This is a genomic window from Fontibacillus phaseoli, assembly GCF_003337355.1.
GTDB classification, from domain to species: domain Bacteria; phylum Bacillota; class Bacilli; order Paenibacillales; family Paenibacillaceae; genus Fontibacillus; species Fontibacillus phaseoli.
In genome coordinates this window covers 490,246-506,131 of record NZ_QPJW01000001.1, presented here as the reverse complement: position 1 = coordinate 506,131, position 15,886 = coordinate 490,246, and the positions used below count along the sequence as shown (strand labels likewise).

The window sequence follows — 15,886 nt, the reverse complement described above, 5'->3', positions numbered from 1 at the left end:
CGCTGCGGCCGGCTGCGTACTTCTTCGAATATGCTTACATATTCTTTTCTTTACGCGAAGAAAATCTATCAATGATATGTCTCTGTGCGCGTAAGGTATTTCTTATATCAATTGCTCCGCGAGGTTCAATGAGCGTAGCGAATTTAACCGAAGCGGTATTATTTGTTTCTCTCTTACATCTTTCTCTTTTAAAACCTTTCTATCTTTACAGTCGGCCTCAGGCATACCACCAGTCGTCGGCCCTAGGCATACTTCCTGTAGTCGGCCTCAGGCATACTTACTATCTTTGGGGTGATTTTTGAGAGCACATCGAATTGCCTGGGGATGCTGACCGATTTAAAAACGGCACTTAACTCCCTCATGTCAATTCCGCACTCTTGGGAAATCGCTGTCTGCATAGCGATGATCTCACGCCTCATTTTGGCGCGTAGTAGGAACTCCTCTTCCTCTAAGTCACCTTTCAGACTGTTGCAGGGCATACAGAGAATCCTCAAGTTGTTTACCTCGTCCGGACCTCCTTTACTCTCCGGGACAATGTGGTCAATGTTATAAACAAGCGAATAGTCTCCTTTACAGTCTCGCTTACTCACCAATCCAACCGCTCCGCACGTCCTCCCCTTGCTGTCAGCAAACCGTTCACGCTTTCTATATCCCCACGCTATTGCCATTCTTACGCAACCCCTTTTCTTTTTCTTCGCGGCCGGTATACGTTCATATCCGGAACAATCTTCGTCCCGTCCTCGTCAACAACGTAGCCGTCATCGGTTATCCGCGGGCAGTACGAGGGAAAATACCATTTAAATTTCCGCGTACTTTCCCAGCGAGTCGCCGTCCGGATAATTCCGTTAGCTTCGAGAATGTCCGCGAGCTGCTTGATGCGGTTTCGTTCGATCCGCAGCATTGACGTCAGCGTCTCGTACGATATGAAGCACGCCCCAAACCGGTCATTTATGGTCCCATCTGCGCGGAGATAATTTCCGTCGATGTACGACTGTAGCGTAAAGTAGAACGCTATAATGTCGCGTATGTCCGGCTTTCGTTGTCGAGAGTCTGCGTACACCTCGTCGTAGACTTCGCGTATGATTCGCGGAAACACCTTGCGGACGAGTTCGCGGTTGTACACCTCAAAACCGCCAGGCCCGTCGAGTAGCGTTTGCTTATCGTTTGGTAACGGTGTAATTGCGTTCATTTTATGTTTCGCCCCCTTCACTTACTCTGTTGCCGGTCGAATCGATCTCGCACACTTTCCGAAGAAATTTTCCGCCGCTTATCAAAAAAGACGACGTCCACACACGTCGCGCACATTATTCGCAAAAAAAAATAGCGCCCGCCCCTCCGGTTACTTCCGAAGAGACGAGCGCATTCACACGTCACAATTTCGTTATTCGTTTTTTATCCGTAATCAACCGATTCAGCGGCGACGCTTTCGTATGGTCCGACTTAATATCGTCATCAAGCAGCGAAATGTATCGCTGTGTCATCTTCATGTCCGCGTGGCCGAGCATCCGCTGCAGCGCAAACGGCGAGCCTGATCCGCGCAAAAATTCTAGCGCAAAGGCATGCCGCAAGTCGTACGGACGAATATGTACGCCGAGCTTCGTGCTGTACGCCTCGATACGGTCGCCCCAAGTATGCCGCGTCATCCTTCCGCCTTCCCACGTGCAAAATATCGGCACATCTGCGCTCCAATCCGCAGGCCTTATCGCAGTGAGTCTCCGTATCGCTTTTGCGGTATGGTCCGAAATAGGGAGCGTCCTGGATACGCGCGTCTTCGCCACTTTGGCCGCGATATAGATTTCGCAGGCTTGCGGATTGAAGTCGATCGGAATGAGGGACAGCGCCTCTTTCGGACGAATGCCGGAATCTAGCGTCAACAGAATGAGCGAATAATCGCGCAATCCCGTAAACGTCTTTTGATCGGGAAGCGTCAGTAACTCCCGCAATATCTCCGCGTCAATATTAACGACGCGCCCTTCGTCCTTCCGCTTCTTGATATTCGCGATCGGATTATCCGCGGCGTACCCGTTCTCCACGCACCAATTCAGAAACGTCCGCAAATAAACGAGCCGGTTGTTAAACGTAGGCGCCGCGATCTCCTCCGCGGATAAATGCGTATATGCCGCCTTTTTTAACTCCGCCGGGCTTGTCCACGCGTCAGGAAACCGTTTGAAGAACAGGCGCACGTGCTTATCGTAATCGCTATACGTCTGCTCCGATATCCCTTGCGTCTTTTTCCACGTTAGAAATCCGCCGAGCGCCTCCGCCCAGCCACGGAATTGCTCCGGAATCTCGTCCGGTATCCGCGTAATTCTCCGTCCTGCCATAACGCAAAAAATCCCCCTTCAACGTAAATTGAACGGAGATAAACGGTTGAACCTGCGATTAAATTAGCGTATCAGTTGACGGAAAATCAGGCGAGTCACCTACCGCAGGATTTTAAGTCCTGTGCGTCTGCCAATTCCGCCACCCCGGCAAGGGTAAGAAGGAAAAAATCCCGTAGATATGATTATATACGGATTTCCGATTTGTTTCAACTCTTTTCTGAATTATGGATTTTCACCTTGGGGGAAGACTAAATGATACTACAGAATGGAGGGAACAACGATGGAAATATTAACGGATAAATACCAAGTTGTACCATTGGATGCTGGCGCGGATGCGGTTGCCGTCATCAAAGAGGCGGAAGCAGCGCTTGAAGAGATGACCGGAGAGAAAATTACGCTGATTGCTTACGAAGAAACCAAAAAAGAATACAGGTTAAGATGAACGACTCCCGCCATCGTTAAACGAAACAAAAAGGCTTCCAGCGGAAGCCTTTTTGTCCTTTGATACGCATCGCCTATGAACGACGATCGGTTTCTCTTCTGCGCATCCCGGCAAGCCCGAGCAGGCCGATCAGACCAAGCCAGCCCCAATCCATGCGGTTATCGTTATTGTTAGCCGCATTGGCCCGGACATTATTCGTCGAATAATTGCCCCCTGTGGTGTTATTCATATCTGTGCCGTTCGTGTTGTTTCCATAAGCAGAGGCCGGCAGAACCAACACTGCGGAAATCAACGCCGTAACAAGCATGGCGGTCAAACTCTTTTTCAAAGAAAAGCACCTCCTGAGTTAGTGACTACATGCAGTAAGTTTCCCGATAATGCAGTCCTTTATGCAATGGAGGCCGGGGAGAAATAAAAACGGACATGTGCCCGGAAAACCGCATAAGATCTGCAGGGCTTAGGTAAACTATGGAAATCAGGCAGCTAAAATCATCCACCAGGAGGTTCACAATGTATTTTTACAAAGAAGATTTGATTAACGTAATCGTTCCGGATAAGCCTGATCCATCAGCAGCCAAGGTTCTTCAGGAAACGCTCGGCGGACGGGGGCAAACGCCCAGTCGTAATGGAGGAACCCTGGAAGTTACGGCACCTCCGGAAGGCTTCCCGCTTCCGTTCATGCCGGAGCTGCCCAGCGAGCACAGCCCTGGCTTGCATGACTTGAATAACTAACAGAAATACCGCTGCGGAATCCGTATTCCATAGCGGTATTTTTTCCCAAGTTTAGGTATTTAGATTTTTATGTCGATTTGGAATTTACTTCTTTACGTTCCCCGAGTGTTATCAATCCCCTTGAGGGTGTCTGCTGCCGCAATCAAACGCTTAATCCCTTCTTCTAATTGGGGCTCATTGATAAAGGAATAGCTTAGCCTGATCCGGTTATTAAGCAGTCCTAGAGGATCGCAAATGGCGCCGGGAAGAAAAGCAACGGAGCGATTCAGGCAGCGCTCCAAGAGCGACTCCGCCGTAATCTCCTCCGGCAGGCGAATCCACAAATTCAATCCGCCCTTCGGGCTCGCCCATTGCCACCCTGTTCCGGCAAGCTGTGCCTCCATTTTTTCTTTACGCAATTGAAGGGCGGTCCGTAGTTTGGCAATATGCGCCTGGAGCCGGTCGGAAAAAAAGTAGTGCTGGAATATTTTCTGGCCCAACAGCGGCGATCCATGATCCGTCAACGCTTTCATCGGAACCAAACAGTTCATGACCGGCGGACGGGCGGTCAGAAAGGCGACTCTAAGTCCGGGCGCCACATATTTGCTAAAGCTGCGGATATAAACCACATAACCTTCCGTATCGTAAAAAAACAATGGAGGAGGAGGAACACATTCAAAATAAATGTCATGGTTTATATCGTCCTCCACGAGGATGCATTGATAACTTTCCGCCAGTTCGACCAATCTTTTGCGCTGCGGGGAAGGTACCGTGAATCCGGTAGGGTTATGGAAGGTCGGATTCACATAGAACAAACGAGGGCGGTGACGGTTCATGATTTGTTCCACCCGATCGAGATCGTATCCTTCCTGAGAAATAGGAATGGGGATCAGTTTCGCATTCTGCTGCCGAAACAATTCGATAGCCGGACCGTATGTCGGTGTCTCAATTAATACCGTATCGCCGGGCTTGACCAGTGACCGGGATACCAGGTCGATCGCCTGCTGGGCACCCGTCGTAACCATCATTTCATCCGCCCCCGCCACAATCCCGTGTTTTTGCAAAAAATAACCGGCCATAGCCTCCCGCAGCTCCAAATCCCCCATTACGTCGGAGTATGTACTGAGTACCTTGGGATAAATATCGAACACTTGCCGCACATGATTGGATAAGTACCTGTTGGGCAGCAATTTCGGATCGATCAACGCCTTAGACATTTGATATTCCACGCTTTGGCTTTGGAATTCCATCGCTCTGTTGCGGTTAACAGTGGACTTGTGCACCCCATAGTCCCAGTGCAGCCGGTCATCCGGAATGCCGGCTCCTGGTGTCGGGACCGCCGCCGGAACTCTGCATACAAAATAACCGGATTTGTATTTCACCTCTATAATACCTTCATCCTTAAGCTTCCGATACGCCTTCAGCACCGTTAACCGGTGGACCTTCAAACGTTCGGACTGAATTCGAACCGAGGGCAGCTTGTCCCCGGGTTTCCACTCCCGTCTTGCAATACCCTCTACAACGGCATCGTATACCAGCCGCATGCGTTGACCGCTTTTTTCTTTCCTATCGTTCATGTCATTACCCCTTAACCCGTGCTCCATTTCATATCTGTTCTATTTTCGGCAATCTGTTCTAGGCTGTTTCTATTATAGTATACAAAAGAGGAGGAGTGAAAAGATGAAGTATTATGTCGTAGATGCATTTACGAAAGATATTTTCAAAGGAAACCCGGCAGGTGTATGCATAGTGAGCGAGTTCCCGGACACTGCATTCATGCAAAACATTGCCTATGAGAACAACTTGTCGGAAACCGCCTTTGTCGTGCCTCGTGACGGGTATTTTGACTTGAAGTGGTTTACGCCGGAATTGGAAATTGATCTATGTGGCCATGCGACATTGGCGAGCGCTTATGTGATTCATCATTTTTTCGATCAAGGTTTGACGGAGATGAATTTCCATACGTTAAGCGGCATATTGAAAGTTGTTAAGAAAGACGATCTGTTTGAACTGAATTTTCCTGCCCGTATTCCTGAAAAAATAGACTCCTTCTCTTTGATCGAGGAAATTCTAGGAGGGGACCCGGAAGAATTGTACGTAACCCGAAATCAGACAGGAACCCGTTATTATGCCGTACTTGAAAATGAAGAGCGGATTGCGCATTTTATCCCTGACTTTGAGTTAATTAAAAAGTTGCCGGACTCCTTCGGATTGGTGATCACGGCTAAAGGAAAACAAAGCGATTTCGTTTCCAGATTTTTCGCTCCCCACGCCGGCGTGGACGAGGATCCCGTTACCGGTTCCGTACACTGCACGCTCATTCCCTATTGGGCGGGAATTCTGGAAAAAGACAAACTGCTCGCCAAACAGTTGTCCAAAAGAGGCGGAATCCTCTACTGTGAAAATCTGGGGGCCAGAGTCGCGATCGGCGGACATGCTGTTCTTTATTTGGAAGGAAGCCTAAACGTCTAGGAAAGATTGCTTAAAACCGGAAAAACCACCTACACAGTGTGCAGGTGGTTTTCAGGGTTCAGACCATCGGGTAACTGAGCAAAAAATTATGTACATAAAGAACCAGTTGCTTTAAAGATTGTACCCTTTGGAATTCGGCTTCGTCGGATTCGAAATAATCCCAAGCGTTGCCAGAATGCCAAGCAAAACGTCAATGGCCGTTAGTACTTCTTGGGCTATAACTTCCGTTAAATCAAAAAGTCCGGTTAAATGGCCGATTAACTGGATGAGCAACAGAATTTGAGAAGCCACGCTCACCCAAAGCGCGTAATTCCGCCATCTTTTCTTGTTCATCCCGATCCCCCCCTATTTTCACCTTCTTAGCAGGCTATATAATATATGCATCCTATCTTAGTTTTAATATAAGTATTATGAGCTCGGCTCCCAATTCCAAAACCCCTGGCGACCTTTTGCCGGCACCGGGTTAGGCAACCGCCTTACATCTCCCAATTCCCAGGCAAACCTTCCATCCGTATAATCTCCGAACGCCATTTCTTGCTTCTCTATAGGATACCTATGCAGCGTGTTTAGAGTGCCATTTTCGAGTAAAGCCTTCTCATTCGGAGTTCGTAAAACAGAGTAGCATGCTTCTAACCTGCATATCGCAACGATAGTCCCGGTCGGCAAATTATCAACATGATATCCGTACATAGCAAGAATGGTTCGGAATGGCTCTGTCTGACAGATTTTCTTATCTATTTTTTTACCGGCATGGATCGCCAATTCTCCCCGGTAATTTGTAGCCCAACTGCGCGTTTCAAATTTCTTTTCCCCAAGAGCAATTAATGTTGCCCAAGGTTGGTGTATCGTGATGGTTTTCAATCCGATTCCTCCTTACGTTACATCATGAACATGTCAAAGCAGCAACCCTCTTCCGCCCAATCAACATAGGCAGAATCATCATAAACTGAATTAAAAAAGGGAGGCATACATTAATCATGCCAAACTACCGGATCATTGTCGACCTTTCTGACCGAATGCTTTATTTGCTGGATAACAATCAAGTCAAACGGGGATTTCCAGTGGGCATCGGTACCATGTTGACGCAAACTCCCGAAGGCGTCTATTCGATTATCAATAAAGCGCCAAATCCCGGTGGCCCTTTTGGAGCTTACTGGCTTGGTTTGTCCAGACCCCATTATGGCATTCACGGAACGAACGACCCCTCTTCCATTGGTAAACAAGTCTCTCACGGTTGTATCCGAATGTATAATCAGGATGTTATTCAATTAGCCAGCCTTGTATCGATCGGAACAAGCGTTACGATCCGGAAATAAAAAACAATCAATCTGCTTTAAAAACAAGAAGCCTTGGGGTAAGCCCCAGGCTTCTTGTTTTTTTGGTATTCATGATATTAATCCCATACTCTGGCGCGTGTCATTTGAGCCGTTCTCAAATAATCTAAGAGTTGACCCGTGTGGACAGATTCGTGGTAAGCTATGCGCAGTAACATATCCCCTAAAGATCGAATGTACCCTGCATCGCTGCGGTCTATTTTTATATTCGATAAATCCTCTTGAGTAAAAGACTTAACGCTACCGATAAATTGGCTCCTATAAGGTTCAGCAAATGCCAACTCATCCTGTACCGTCGTGAATTCGCGACTTTCAAACGGCGAGTCGTAAGATGATAAACTACCGCGATGAAGTAAAGCCAAATGATAGTAATGTTCACTGTCCAAAACATGGCGAATCATTTCTTTAATGCTCATTGCCTCCGAATCGGGCTTCCAATCCAGCTTTTCCTCGGGAATACTTAACCAAACTTTAATACTTCTGCGTCTAATCTCTTCAAAATTCAAAACAATAATTTCAAGTGCATTCATAGTAGCGTTATTTGTCCTTTCCTCTTCGTTGTTAGATTTAATTATAAGATCGAATTCTTGTCGGAACAACACCGGGATTTTAATCTATAAGGATATTAACTTAATTTAAACGTCCAATCCAATCAATTCGCAGAATCATATATTGTATAACAAATAATAGGAGGTGGAAAATTATGTGTAAAAGAAGAAAGGTAATCGTCGTAAAACTCCATCCTGGTCAAAAAGCCGTCGTTATTTGTAAGCATAGAAAACACCGGAACGTCACTTAAGTGAATATGCGGATTTGCTAGAACGCTCGAATGAGCGTTCTTTTATTTTGGGGTAAAACTACGGGCGAAGACATACTTCTGCCTCCGATACGGAGATATTTCGAATGACATCCATTGAAAAATTATGCTTTAAGTTGCATAGATTACTTCAAAAGCAGGAAAAAAGTGCTATTTTATCGAATTTTGTAATACCACTTTAGTCTGGTGCGGACAGTTCTTTAGTGGGATCCGCATAACGGTCGCCAGTGCACAGCGGACGTATTCACATAGATACTCGATTTTCAGGGGTGTCCGCTTTTGGAATTAAAACATAAAATTGAAGAACTTCGAGCCGAACTCAATAAATTTGCTATGTATAGTCGTTTGGCAGATCAGAAGTTAGTGGAACTAAGTCAAAAACTCGATCAACTACTGAACGAGTTTCATGAAATCAAAGAAACACTGAATCGTCAAAAAGAAAAATGACTCATGGGAGTCGCGAAAGCGACTCCTTTATAAGAAAGGGACTTTATTCATTAAAAAAACAGCCGGTGGAGTGGACTTTCAAGCTTAGGTTAGTTCCCATCATAAGACTTCCCCAACCTCCGAAGGAAAATTAAGAGCCTGCAGTGGTCGCAGACTCTTGATAATATGGTTTGCATAACTGAAACTCAGATTTGCCAATTTTCAATTTTTTCGGTCTCCGTTGCGTAACCAATTACTCTCATTTAGTAAAGAGGTATTAATATTCTCGAATTTTATGGTTTAGAATGTTAATATTAAACTTTTGAGGAGACCTGATATGTGCGGACGTTATACAATCACCGTCACTTTGGACGAATTAATGCTAAGGTACCTTGTTTATGAATCGACCATCACCGATTTTCGGCCAAAGTATAATGTTGCTCCCATGCAATTTATCCCGGCAATAGTTCAGGGTAAAAGCGGCAACCGGTTGGGAGAACTTCGTTGGGGACTTGTTCCCTCCTGGACTAAGGATGATAAAATCGGGAGAAAAATGATTAATGCGCGGGTAGAAACGCTGACCGAGAAACCTTCGTTTCATCGGCTGTTGGCGTCTCGTCGATGCATTATTCCTGCGGACGGGTTCTATGAATGGAAACAAGAAGGCAACCAAAAACAGCCATACAGAATCCTGATGCGTGACGGGGACATCTTCTCGTTTGCTGGACTGTTCGATATTTGGAGCGATCAACAAGGAAATAAGATATCTACCTGCACGATCATCACCACAGAACCTAACAGCCTTATGGCAAATATCCATAATCGTATGCCGGTCATTCTTCATCAAGGGAATGAGACGGAGTGGCTTGAACGCGCAAACACGGAAGTCCCTGTGCTAACGAAGTTGCTCAAACCCTACGATGCGAATAAGATGAGAGCTTACCGGGTGACGACTGCGGTAGGGAATGTGAGAAACGATAATAAGGAATTGATTGAGGAAATAGGGTAATCAGTTGCAAAAGGATCAATTAACCCCCATTCGACTTTCTCTGGCCGGAGGATCTCCCGGGCATGCTCCAAAAGGGCGGATTATTTTTGTTGCAAATGCAATAAAAATAGGTTAAATTTAATACAAAGGTTTTTTTGTTGTATTTGCAACAAAAAATAGGAATAGAGGAGTTAACAATGAGGGGAATTCTTCGTGAAATTGGCATGATCGCCAGAGCATTGGATTCTATAAGCAATATTGAATTTAAAGATTATGACCTTACAAAAGGACAATATCTCTATCTTGTGCGAATATGCGAAAACCCGGGAATCATTCAAGAAAAGTTAGCCGAGATGATAAAAGTGGATCGAACTACGGCAGCGCGGGCTATAAAAAAACTAGAAATGAACGGCTTTATCGAAAAGAAAGAAGACAAGCATAACAAAAAAATCAAAAAACTCTTCCCGACGGAAAAAGGGAAAAGCATTTATCCTTTCCTAATAAGAGAAAATGATTATTCCAATATCGTTTCATTGGAGGGATTTTCCGAAAGCGAAGCGGAAACCCTTTCTAATCTTCTTCGTAGAGTAAGAAAAAATATTGAAAAGGACTGGGAATTTGTAAAAAAAGGAAACAAGAGAACTTATTGAGCATAAAAAGGAGCGGCATAATTCAATGATTATAAATATAAAAAAGTGTACTCTTGACGATTCACGCAAACTACAAGAAATTAGCCATGAAACATTCAATGAGACATTTAAGCATCAGAATTCGCCCGAAAATATGAAGGCCTATTTGGAAAGGGCGTTTAACCTTGACCAATTAGAAAAAGAATTATCCAATGCCTCCTCGGGATTCTATTTTGTTTATTTTGATAATGAAGCCGCCGGATATTTAAAAGTCAATGCCCATGATGCCCAATCTGAAGAAATGGGTGATGAATCGCTTGAAATCGAGAGGATTTATATCAAACACCAATTTCAAAAACATGGGCTGGGCAAATACCTGCTAAATAAAGCGGTGGAAATTGCGATGGAACTCAATAAAAAGAAGATCTGGTTAGGCGTATGGGAAAAAAACGTAAATGCTATTGCTTTCTATAAGAAAATGGGGTTTGTCGAAAACGGATCTCACTCTTTTTATATGGGTGATGAAGAACAAACGGACTTGATCATGACTAAAACCCTCATGTAAATAAACGAAAATAACCCGCCCAGGTTGAAATGAAATGCTCCCTGTCAAGTAGACAGCGGAAAAAACAAAAACCGGTTAGGACTTTCCCTCAGTTCAAGTGTAGAGAACTGGGGGATTATTTTCATTAAGCAGTTCGGCGATACTCAAGGGGAGATAAGCCATTAAGTCGCTCGGTATACCGGTAGTTATTGTAGTATTGGATATAATTCCTCACATCTTCAAGAACATCATCGTAGGTATCGTATTTCTTCAAATAAAAGCTTTCTGCCTTGTATGTGCCCCAAAATCGTTCTATAGGCTGGTTATCCAGACAGCGGCTCACACGAGACATGCTCTTTGTAAAACCGTATTTCATCTTCAAGCGATTGTATTCATGTGAGGTATATTGGAAACCTCTGTCACTATGCAGAAGTGGCTTTATCCCACGCTTCCCCCTATACGCCTTCTTTACTGTATCCATGACTAGTTTGTTATTGTTTGAGGGGCTGAGCACCCACGAAACGATGGCGTTGTCGTACACATCAATAATCGCGCTCAAATAGGACTTCCGACCGTTCCCATACTTCAATTCGGTGACATCTGTACACCACTTCATATTCGGAGCAGCCGCTTGAAATTCACGGTTCATTACGTTTTCGGCGATATGTGTTTGCGTGGCTCTTACATCGTTTGGACGCTTCCTGCGAATCACTGCCTTTAATCCGAGAGTCCTCATGATTCGGTGGTATCGCTTTTTGTTGTACATCTTTTTAAGTTTACGGTTCAATGGGATGCGCATTTGACGATAACCCAGTATCCCTTTTCGCTTGTCATAGCGAAGCTTCACTTCTTTTGCTAGTGAAAGGTTTTCAAGTTCTCGTTTGGACGGCTTCCACTTTAGCCATTTATAATAGGCAGATCTGGCGACTTTAGCAAGCTTACATAACGCTAGTATGGCATAGCCCTTGTCCGTGTGCAGTTCTTGAATCGCTTGATACAAGTCTACATGTCGAACGAGGGTTAGCGTATACGTCTTCGCCGGATCTCTGCCAACTTTTTTTCGAAGGCATTCTCCATTTCTAAGTACTCGTTTCGCACCTCTAATTCTTTGATTCGAAGTTTAAGACGCTGCGTCTCATCTAGTGCTTCCTCAGGTCTACTGCGGCCACGACGGTCCCTAAGAGCCTCTTCGCGACCTGATTGATATTTACGAACCCATGCGTACACTTGTTGGTAGGAGACATCGTATTTCTTCATCGATTTCTGATAATCTAACTGATTGGCAAGGGTATACTGCACAATTTCAACACGCTCTTCAAAAGTGGTTTTACGTCCTTTATTCATGTGAACATTTCCTTTACGAGTAGGTTTGATTTCTTTCCCACAAGTATACTTGGAAATCCAGTTCGTCAAAACACTTTTACTTGAAATGCCATGCTGGTTTGTCGCTTCTCGGATGGAGTACTTTCCGGATAGAACGTTACGAATTGCGGTCTGCTTAAGCTCATGTGAGTACGGTTTCCAGGCCTTGGATTCCTTTACCCCTTCATCGCCCTCTGCTTCATATTTTCTTATCCAATCCTTGACGGTTTCGTTGTCGATCCCCAGTTGTTTCGCTTCATAATGAGGATTTGAATCATGTTGCAGGCATCTTTTGACAACGTCTAGTTTTACATCTAATGAAATTGGACTCTTTTTCGACATCAAAAAAACTCCCATCATGGTAGCAGTAGAAGTTTTGTTTTTTCTACTGTCTACTATAATGAGAGTATATCAGGTTAGCGCCAGGGGAACGGGTTATTTTCTGCTTATTCTGGGGGGCCTACCCCCAAGTGTTGTGCAGGAAGTCGGTGGCGACCGACGCCTTGTTTCTATTGTTCATTTCGCCTATCCCGTAGTATACCCCAATGCTATTGATGCATGGATAATTCAACTTCGGGCCATTCGTGTCACCAAATCACATTTTTCTAACGCATTACATGAGGAAAATCAACTGGATTTCCTACAGTTAATTTTCCGATTAACGGCCTGTTTAAGGAAAAAAGCTGGAAAACCTCCAGCTAATTTGGAAAGGTCAGCTGAATTCCAGCTTTAGTCCGGAAAATAGCTGGAACTTTTCCAGTTAATTGAGATGAATTGGGCTAAATGCAAGAATTAACTACATGTTTTCCAGTTAAATTTTTTAACGGTGCGGGCCGCAACAGTTCCAGGATATACTTAATGTCCCCCCCTATCAACCCCAAACATAGCAAAAAACCCTTGCTAGGCAAGGGTTTTCGCATGAATGGGCCCTGAGGGACTTGAACCCCCGACCAATCGGTTATGAGCCGACCGCTCTAACCAACTGAGCTAAGGGCCCGGATACCAAGAGACTAAAAAAGATTGCGGGGGCAGGATTTGAACCTGCGGCCTTCGGGTTATGAGCCCGACGAGCTACCGGGCTGCTCCACCCCGCGTCAGTAAATAGCGACAATTAATAATATACACGATATTGGCATATCACGTCAAGTGCTCAAGGGATAAATCTTACACCGTATTTCCCTCTCCGGGAACGGAATATTTCGATGACCCTCATTTCATCGAATCCGTAAATCCAACCGTCATGCTCCAATCTCCTGGCCAGGCAGCCTGCTTGAAATTTGGTTCGGTACAATTTATTAAAATAGACCCAACGCATCCCCCATAACTCCTTTCTTCGTTATGTGTATATTCTCCACCTTACCTATAGATTACCCAATAACGCATAAAAAAAGCCGCCGATTATCATCGGCAGCTTGATTGTTAATATTTAACTCCCCCTGCTCCCTCTTCTGGAATGAACGGCGTGCCGTCTTCTTGGAATTGGGTTTTCGGGTTGATCTTGATTTCTTGAAGCATTTTATTCCCCTTTTCCGCCCATTCATTGAGCGCTTCCTCAGGAGTTTTCTTGTTCTCCAGGACTTGTTGGAAGTAAGTCCGGCCAACATTGTTTATGCTGTACAGGCCAGGCTTATCGACCAGCAATTTGTCGTCCTTCGGATTGGTCGGCGGGAATGGTTTGAGCAAATAGAACGCCTGGATGTTATAGTTCAACCCTTGCTTTGGCTGGATGAAGGACTTCCGCGATACCATCTCGTAGCTATTGCTGCGAGATTTCAGCTTCGCAAAATCGGGACCGTTAACAAATTTAATGAACTCCCAAGCCGTATCCGCATTCGGTGCGCTGCTGTTGATCGAGAACGTATTGTTCAGATAAACGTTACCGCCTACGTCCGGTTTCTCGGGATGAACCGGAACAGTCACTACGTCCCAATCCACGGGAGTAAAGTTTTTAATTTTGGAAGCATTGTTGTTGGCATCCGCGATTTCATTCACATAATTGCTTTCGCCGATCGTCATGGCAACTTTGCCGGAAAGAAACAAATCGCCGCTGACTGCGGTCCATGTTTCGCTATTATTCATATTGCTGTTGCTGTCGGGAATAATTTTGTCCTTGGCCAATTTACTCATCGTTTCCCAAACTTTAACCCATTGCGGCGAATTCACGGTCATATTCTCAGCCTTTTCATCATACGTTTTGAGTTGCAGGCCAGAAATGTAAGAGTATTGCATATCCCCAAAAGGATCACTACCCATATAGCGGTTAAAGGAAAAGCCGTATACTCTGTCCTTGCCTTCACCTTTGGCTACAAGCCGGGCCTTAGCAAAAATATCGTCCCAGGTCGACTTGTCGGTTGGCGGTTCCACGCCGGCGTCCGTGAAAATTTTCTTGTTAAAGAAAAGCGCTGAGGAAGAGAAGGAAGGCGTCAAAGCGTACAGGTTACCTTCACCCAAATCTTTAAGCCCATCGATAACTGAAGGAACAAAATCGGTAGTATCGAATTTATCTTCCTGAATCATCGGATCCAGCTGCTTCAACAAATTTTCTTGAATAAGCTGCTTCAGCGTGCTCGTATCCGCAATTACGATATCGACAGGATTGCTTCCGGTCATCAGCTTTTTCATGCTATCCACGTAATCCGGCTGCACATACGGTTCAGTCCCGTCGTAATATCTATATTGGCTCTGATCGACAGCAGGCACGATTTCGATTTTTATATTTTGATTCGTATATTCAAAAATATCCGTATATTGTTGCCGGAACCAAGAATCGTCGCCGCCTCCGTAAGTCGTCCCGATCCGGAGTACTTTCTCCTCATTTTTATCCGATGCCTTGTTTCCGTTGCATCCGGCCAGCAGCCCCAATGCCAGGGAGGCTACCAGAGAAACCGTTAAAACTTTTAGCAGCTTCCCAAATCCGTTCTTCGTCATGATTTATCCCCCTCCAAAGATTTCGGTGCTGTAATGACGATTTTCTCCCCGTCAAATTCCATGCTTGCGCGTCCCCCAATACCAACGGCTTCCAGATATTCTTTGGGCACCTGAAGCCTCCCAACTCGGTCAACCACGACAAACGCTTCGTGCACTTCCTGCAATCCACCGCTCCCAAACCCCGAGTCCCCGGCGGCAAGATCCAGATTCGGATTTCGCTTCACGAATTCCGTGCTCGTCAATCCATCACGGATGGCGACGACACGATCTACTTTTCCGGCGAGCGTGAGATCATGGGTAACGATAACGATCGTAATGCCTAGTTCCTTATTGACTTTTCGAAAGATCGACATGATCTGATCGGAAGTCGCCGTATCCACCGAACCCGTCGGTTCATCGGCCAGCAGCATTTTCGGGCGGTTGGACAGCGAGATCGCTATCGCAACCCGCTGCTGTTCCCCACCCGAGAGCTGATGCAGTTTGTTATGCATGCGGTCCTTCAATCCGACCCATTCGAGCAATTGTTTAGCATATGCACGATCCAGTTTGCCCGCCAGCAGCATGGGCATCTCGACGTTTTCCAGCGCCGATAAATAAGGCAGCAGGTTGCGGGCATTGTTCTGCCACACAAAGCCGACGGTATTGCGTTTGTATTCCACAAGCTGGTCGTCGCGAATTTTGAGCAAATCCCAGCCTCCGACGTTGACCTGACCGGCAGACGGCCGGTCGAGGCCGCCCAGCATGTTCAGTAACGTCGATTTGCCGCTGCCGCTGTTGCCGATGATCGCCATCATCTCACCCTGCTCGACCGTTAAATTCAGTCCCTGGAGCGCAACAACCTCGATATCTTCCGATTTAAAAATTTTTACGAGTCCTTCGCAGTTAATCATTTTTTCGGTCGGGTTTACG

General features: G+C 45.6%; 20 protein-coding genes, 2 tRNA genes and 1 pseudogene. 8 read left to right on the top strand and 15 right to left on the bottom strand.

Annotation, left to right across the window (positions count from 1 at the left end):
* Window positions 1-242 precede the first annotated feature (242 nt).
* From DFP94_RS02370 to DFP94_RS02360, 3 genes are all read right to left on the bottom strand, one after another.
* Window positions 243-668, bottom strand: a complete 426-nt coding sequence (locus DFP94_RS02370; RefSeq protein ID WP_114494829.1) for an HNH endonuclease signature motif containing protein — start codon at window positions 666-668, stop codon at window positions 243-245.
* Between the two features lie 2 nt (window positions 669-670).
* Window positions 671-1,189 carry a hypothetical protein gene (locus DFP94_RS02365; protein ID WP_114494828.1) on the bottom strand — a complete coding sequence of 173 codons (519 nt, stop codon included), beginning with the start codon at window positions 1,187-1,189 and terminating at the stop codon, window positions 671-673.
* A 181-nt stretch (window positions 1,190-1,370) separates the two neighbouring features.
* The gene (locus DFP94_RS02360; RefSeq protein ID WP_114494827.1) at window positions 1,371-2,324 is read right to left on the bottom strand and encodes a site-specific integrase; all 954 of its coding nucleotides are present in this window, start codon (window positions 2,322-2,324) and stop codon (window positions 1,371-1,373) included.
* 280 nt (window positions 2,325-2,604) lie between these two features.
* Here DFP94_RS02360 and DFP94_RS25330 point away from each other — a divergent pair, with 280 nt between their 5' ends.
* A complete protein-coding gene (locus DFP94_RS25330; RefSeq protein ID WP_181873060.1) occupies window positions 2,605-2,766 on the top strand; it encodes a hypothetical protein in 162 nt (53 codons plus the stop codon).
* A gap of 73 nt (window positions 2,767-2,839) precedes the next feature.
* Here DFP94_RS25330 and DFP94_RS02350 read toward each other — a convergent pair whose 3' ends face one another.
* Entirely contained in the window at window positions 2,840-3,094 is a 255-nt protein-coding gene (locus DFP94_RS02350; protein ID WP_245954421.1) for a WGxxGxxG family protein, read from the bottom strand.
* 182 nt (window positions 3,095-3,276) lie between these two features.
* On the opposite strand from DFP94_RS02350, the pseudogene DFP94_RS26445 reads away from it, so the two are divergent.
* A pseudogene (locus DFP94_RS26445) lies at window positions 3,277-3,369 on the top strand (manganese catalase family protein); the annotation flags it as partial.
* Between the two features lie 221 nt (window positions 3,370-3,590).
* Here the strand turns inward: DFP94_RS26445 and DFP94_RS02340 are convergent.
* Complete coding sequence (locus tag DFP94_RS02340) at window positions 3,591-5,054, bottom strand: aminotransferase-like domain-containing protein (protein WP_114494825.1); 1,464 nt, start codon at window positions 5,052-5,054, stop codon at window positions 3,591-3,593.
* Between the two features lie 103 nt (window positions 5,055-5,157).
* Between DFP94_RS02340 and DFP94_RS02335 the strand changes: the two genes are divergently transcribed.
* The gene (locus DFP94_RS02335) at window positions 5,158-5,949 is read left to right on the top strand and encodes a PhzF family phenazine biosynthesis protein (RefSeq protein ID WP_114494824.1); all 792 of its coding nucleotides are present in this window, start codon (window positions 5,158-5,160) and stop codon (window positions 5,947-5,949) included.
* A gap of 111 nt (window positions 5,950-6,060) precedes the next feature.
* Here the strand turns inward: DFP94_RS02335 and DFP94_RS02330 are convergent, their stop codons facing one another.
* Together DFP94_RS02330 and DFP94_RS02325 are read right to left on the bottom strand one after the other, a co-directional pair.
* Window positions 6,061-6,282: a phage holin gene (locus tag DFP94_RS02330; protein ID WP_114494823.1), complete on the bottom strand. Its 222-nt coding sequence runs from the start codon at window positions 6,280-6,282 to the stop codon at window positions 6,061-6,063.
* A gap of 75 nt (window positions 6,283-6,357) precedes the next feature.
* Window positions 6,358-6,810: an ASCH domain-containing protein gene (locus tag DFP94_RS02325; protein WP_114494822.1), complete on the bottom strand. Its 453-nt coding sequence runs from the start codon at window positions 6,808-6,810 to the stop codon at window positions 6,358-6,360.
* 116 nt (window positions 6,811-6,926) lie between these two features.
* Between DFP94_RS02325 and DFP94_RS02320 the strand changes: the two genes are divergently transcribed.
* Window positions 6,927-7,265 (top strand): L,D-transpeptidase, encoded by a 339-nt coding sequence (locus tag DFP94_RS02320; RefSeq protein WP_114494821.1) that lies wholly within the window; start codon window positions 6,927-6,929, stop codon window positions 7,263-7,265.
* 77 nt (window positions 7,266-7,342) lie between these two features.
* On the opposite strand, the gene DFP94_RS02315 is transcribed toward DFP94_RS02320, so the two are convergent.
* Window positions 7,343-7,813 carry a DinB family protein gene (locus DFP94_RS02315; RefSeq protein ID WP_114494820.1) on the bottom strand — a complete coding sequence of 157 codons (471 nt, stop codon included), beginning with the start codon at window positions 7,811-7,813 and terminating at the stop codon, window positions 7,343-7,345.
* Window positions 7,814-8,379: 566 nt separating this feature from the next.
* Between DFP94_RS02315 and DFP94_RS02310 the strand changes: the two genes are divergently transcribed.
* The 4 genes from DFP94_RS02310 (at window position 8,380) to paiA (ending at window position 10,708) form a co-directional block, all read left to right on the top strand.
* Entirely contained in the window at window positions 8,380-8,547 is a 168-nt protein-coding gene (locus DFP94_RS02310; RefSeq protein WP_114494819.1) for an aspartyl-phosphate phosphatase Spo0E family protein, read from the top strand.
* Between the two features lie 316 nt (window positions 8,548-8,863).
* A complete protein-coding gene (locus tag DFP94_RS02305; protein WP_114494818.1) occupies window positions 8,864-9,535 on the top strand; it encodes an SOS response-associated peptidase in 672 nt (223 codons plus the stop codon).
* 176 nt (window positions 9,536-9,711) lie between these two features.
* Window positions 9,712-10,164 (top strand): MarR family winged helix-turn-helix transcriptional regulator, encoded by a 453-nt coding sequence (locus DFP94_RS02300; RefSeq protein ID WP_114494817.1) that lies wholly within the window; start codon window positions 9,712-9,714, stop codon window positions 10,162-10,164.
* Window positions 10,165-10,189: 25 nt separating this feature from the next.
* Window positions 10,190-10,708 (top strand): spermidine/spermine N(1)-acetyltransferase, encoded by a 519-nt coding sequence (paiA, locus tag DFP94_RS02295; protein ID WP_114494816.1) that lies wholly within the window; start codon window positions 10,190-10,192, stop codon window positions 10,706-10,708.
* A gap of 124 nt (window positions 10,709-10,832) precedes the next feature.
* Here the strand turns inward: paiA and DFP94_RS02290 are convergent, their stop codons facing one another.
* The 7 genes from DFP94_RS02290 to DFP94_RS02260 all read right to left on the bottom strand — a co-directional run bounded on the left by DFP94_RS02290 (window position 10,833) and on the right by DFP94_RS02260 (window position 15,867).
* A complete protein-coding gene (locus tag DFP94_RS02290; protein ID WP_181872994.1) occupies window positions 10,833-11,687 on the bottom strand; it encodes an IS3 family transposase in 855 nt (284 codons plus the stop codon).
* A 20-nt stretch (window positions 11,688-11,707) separates the two neighbouring features.
* Window positions 11,708-12,391: a helix-turn-helix domain-containing protein gene (locus tag DFP94_RS02285; protein ID WP_181872993.1), complete on the bottom strand. Its 684-nt coding sequence runs from the start codon at window positions 12,389-12,391 to the stop codon at window positions 11,708-11,710.
* Window positions 12,392-12,972: 581 nt separating this feature from the next.
* Window positions 12,973-13,046 (bottom strand) — tRNA-Ile (locus DFP94_RS02275).
* Window positions 13,047-13,069: 23 nt separating this feature from the next.
* Window positions 13,070-13,143 (bottom strand) — tRNA-Met (locus DFP94_RS02270).
* A 56-nt stretch (window positions 13,144-13,199) separates the two neighbouring features.
* Entirely contained in the window at window positions 13,200-13,364 is a 165-nt protein-coding gene (locus DFP94_RS25325; protein ID WP_181872992.1) for a hypothetical protein, read from the bottom strand.
* Window positions 13,365-13,468: 104 nt separating this feature from the next.
* Window positions 13,469-14,977, bottom strand: a complete 1,509-nt coding sequence (locus DFP94_RS02265; RefSeq protein ID WP_114494812.1) for an ABC transporter substrate-binding protein — start codon at window positions 14,975-14,977, stop codon at window positions 13,469-13,471.
* Entirely contained in the window at window positions 14,974-15,867 is an 894-nt protein-coding gene (locus DFP94_RS02260) for an ABC transporter ATP-binding protein (protein WP_114495742.1), read from the bottom strand. Before DFP94_RS02260 ends, DFP94_RS02265 begins: the two co-directional genes overlap by 4 nt.
* Window positions 15,868-15,886: the final 19 nt, after the last annotated feature.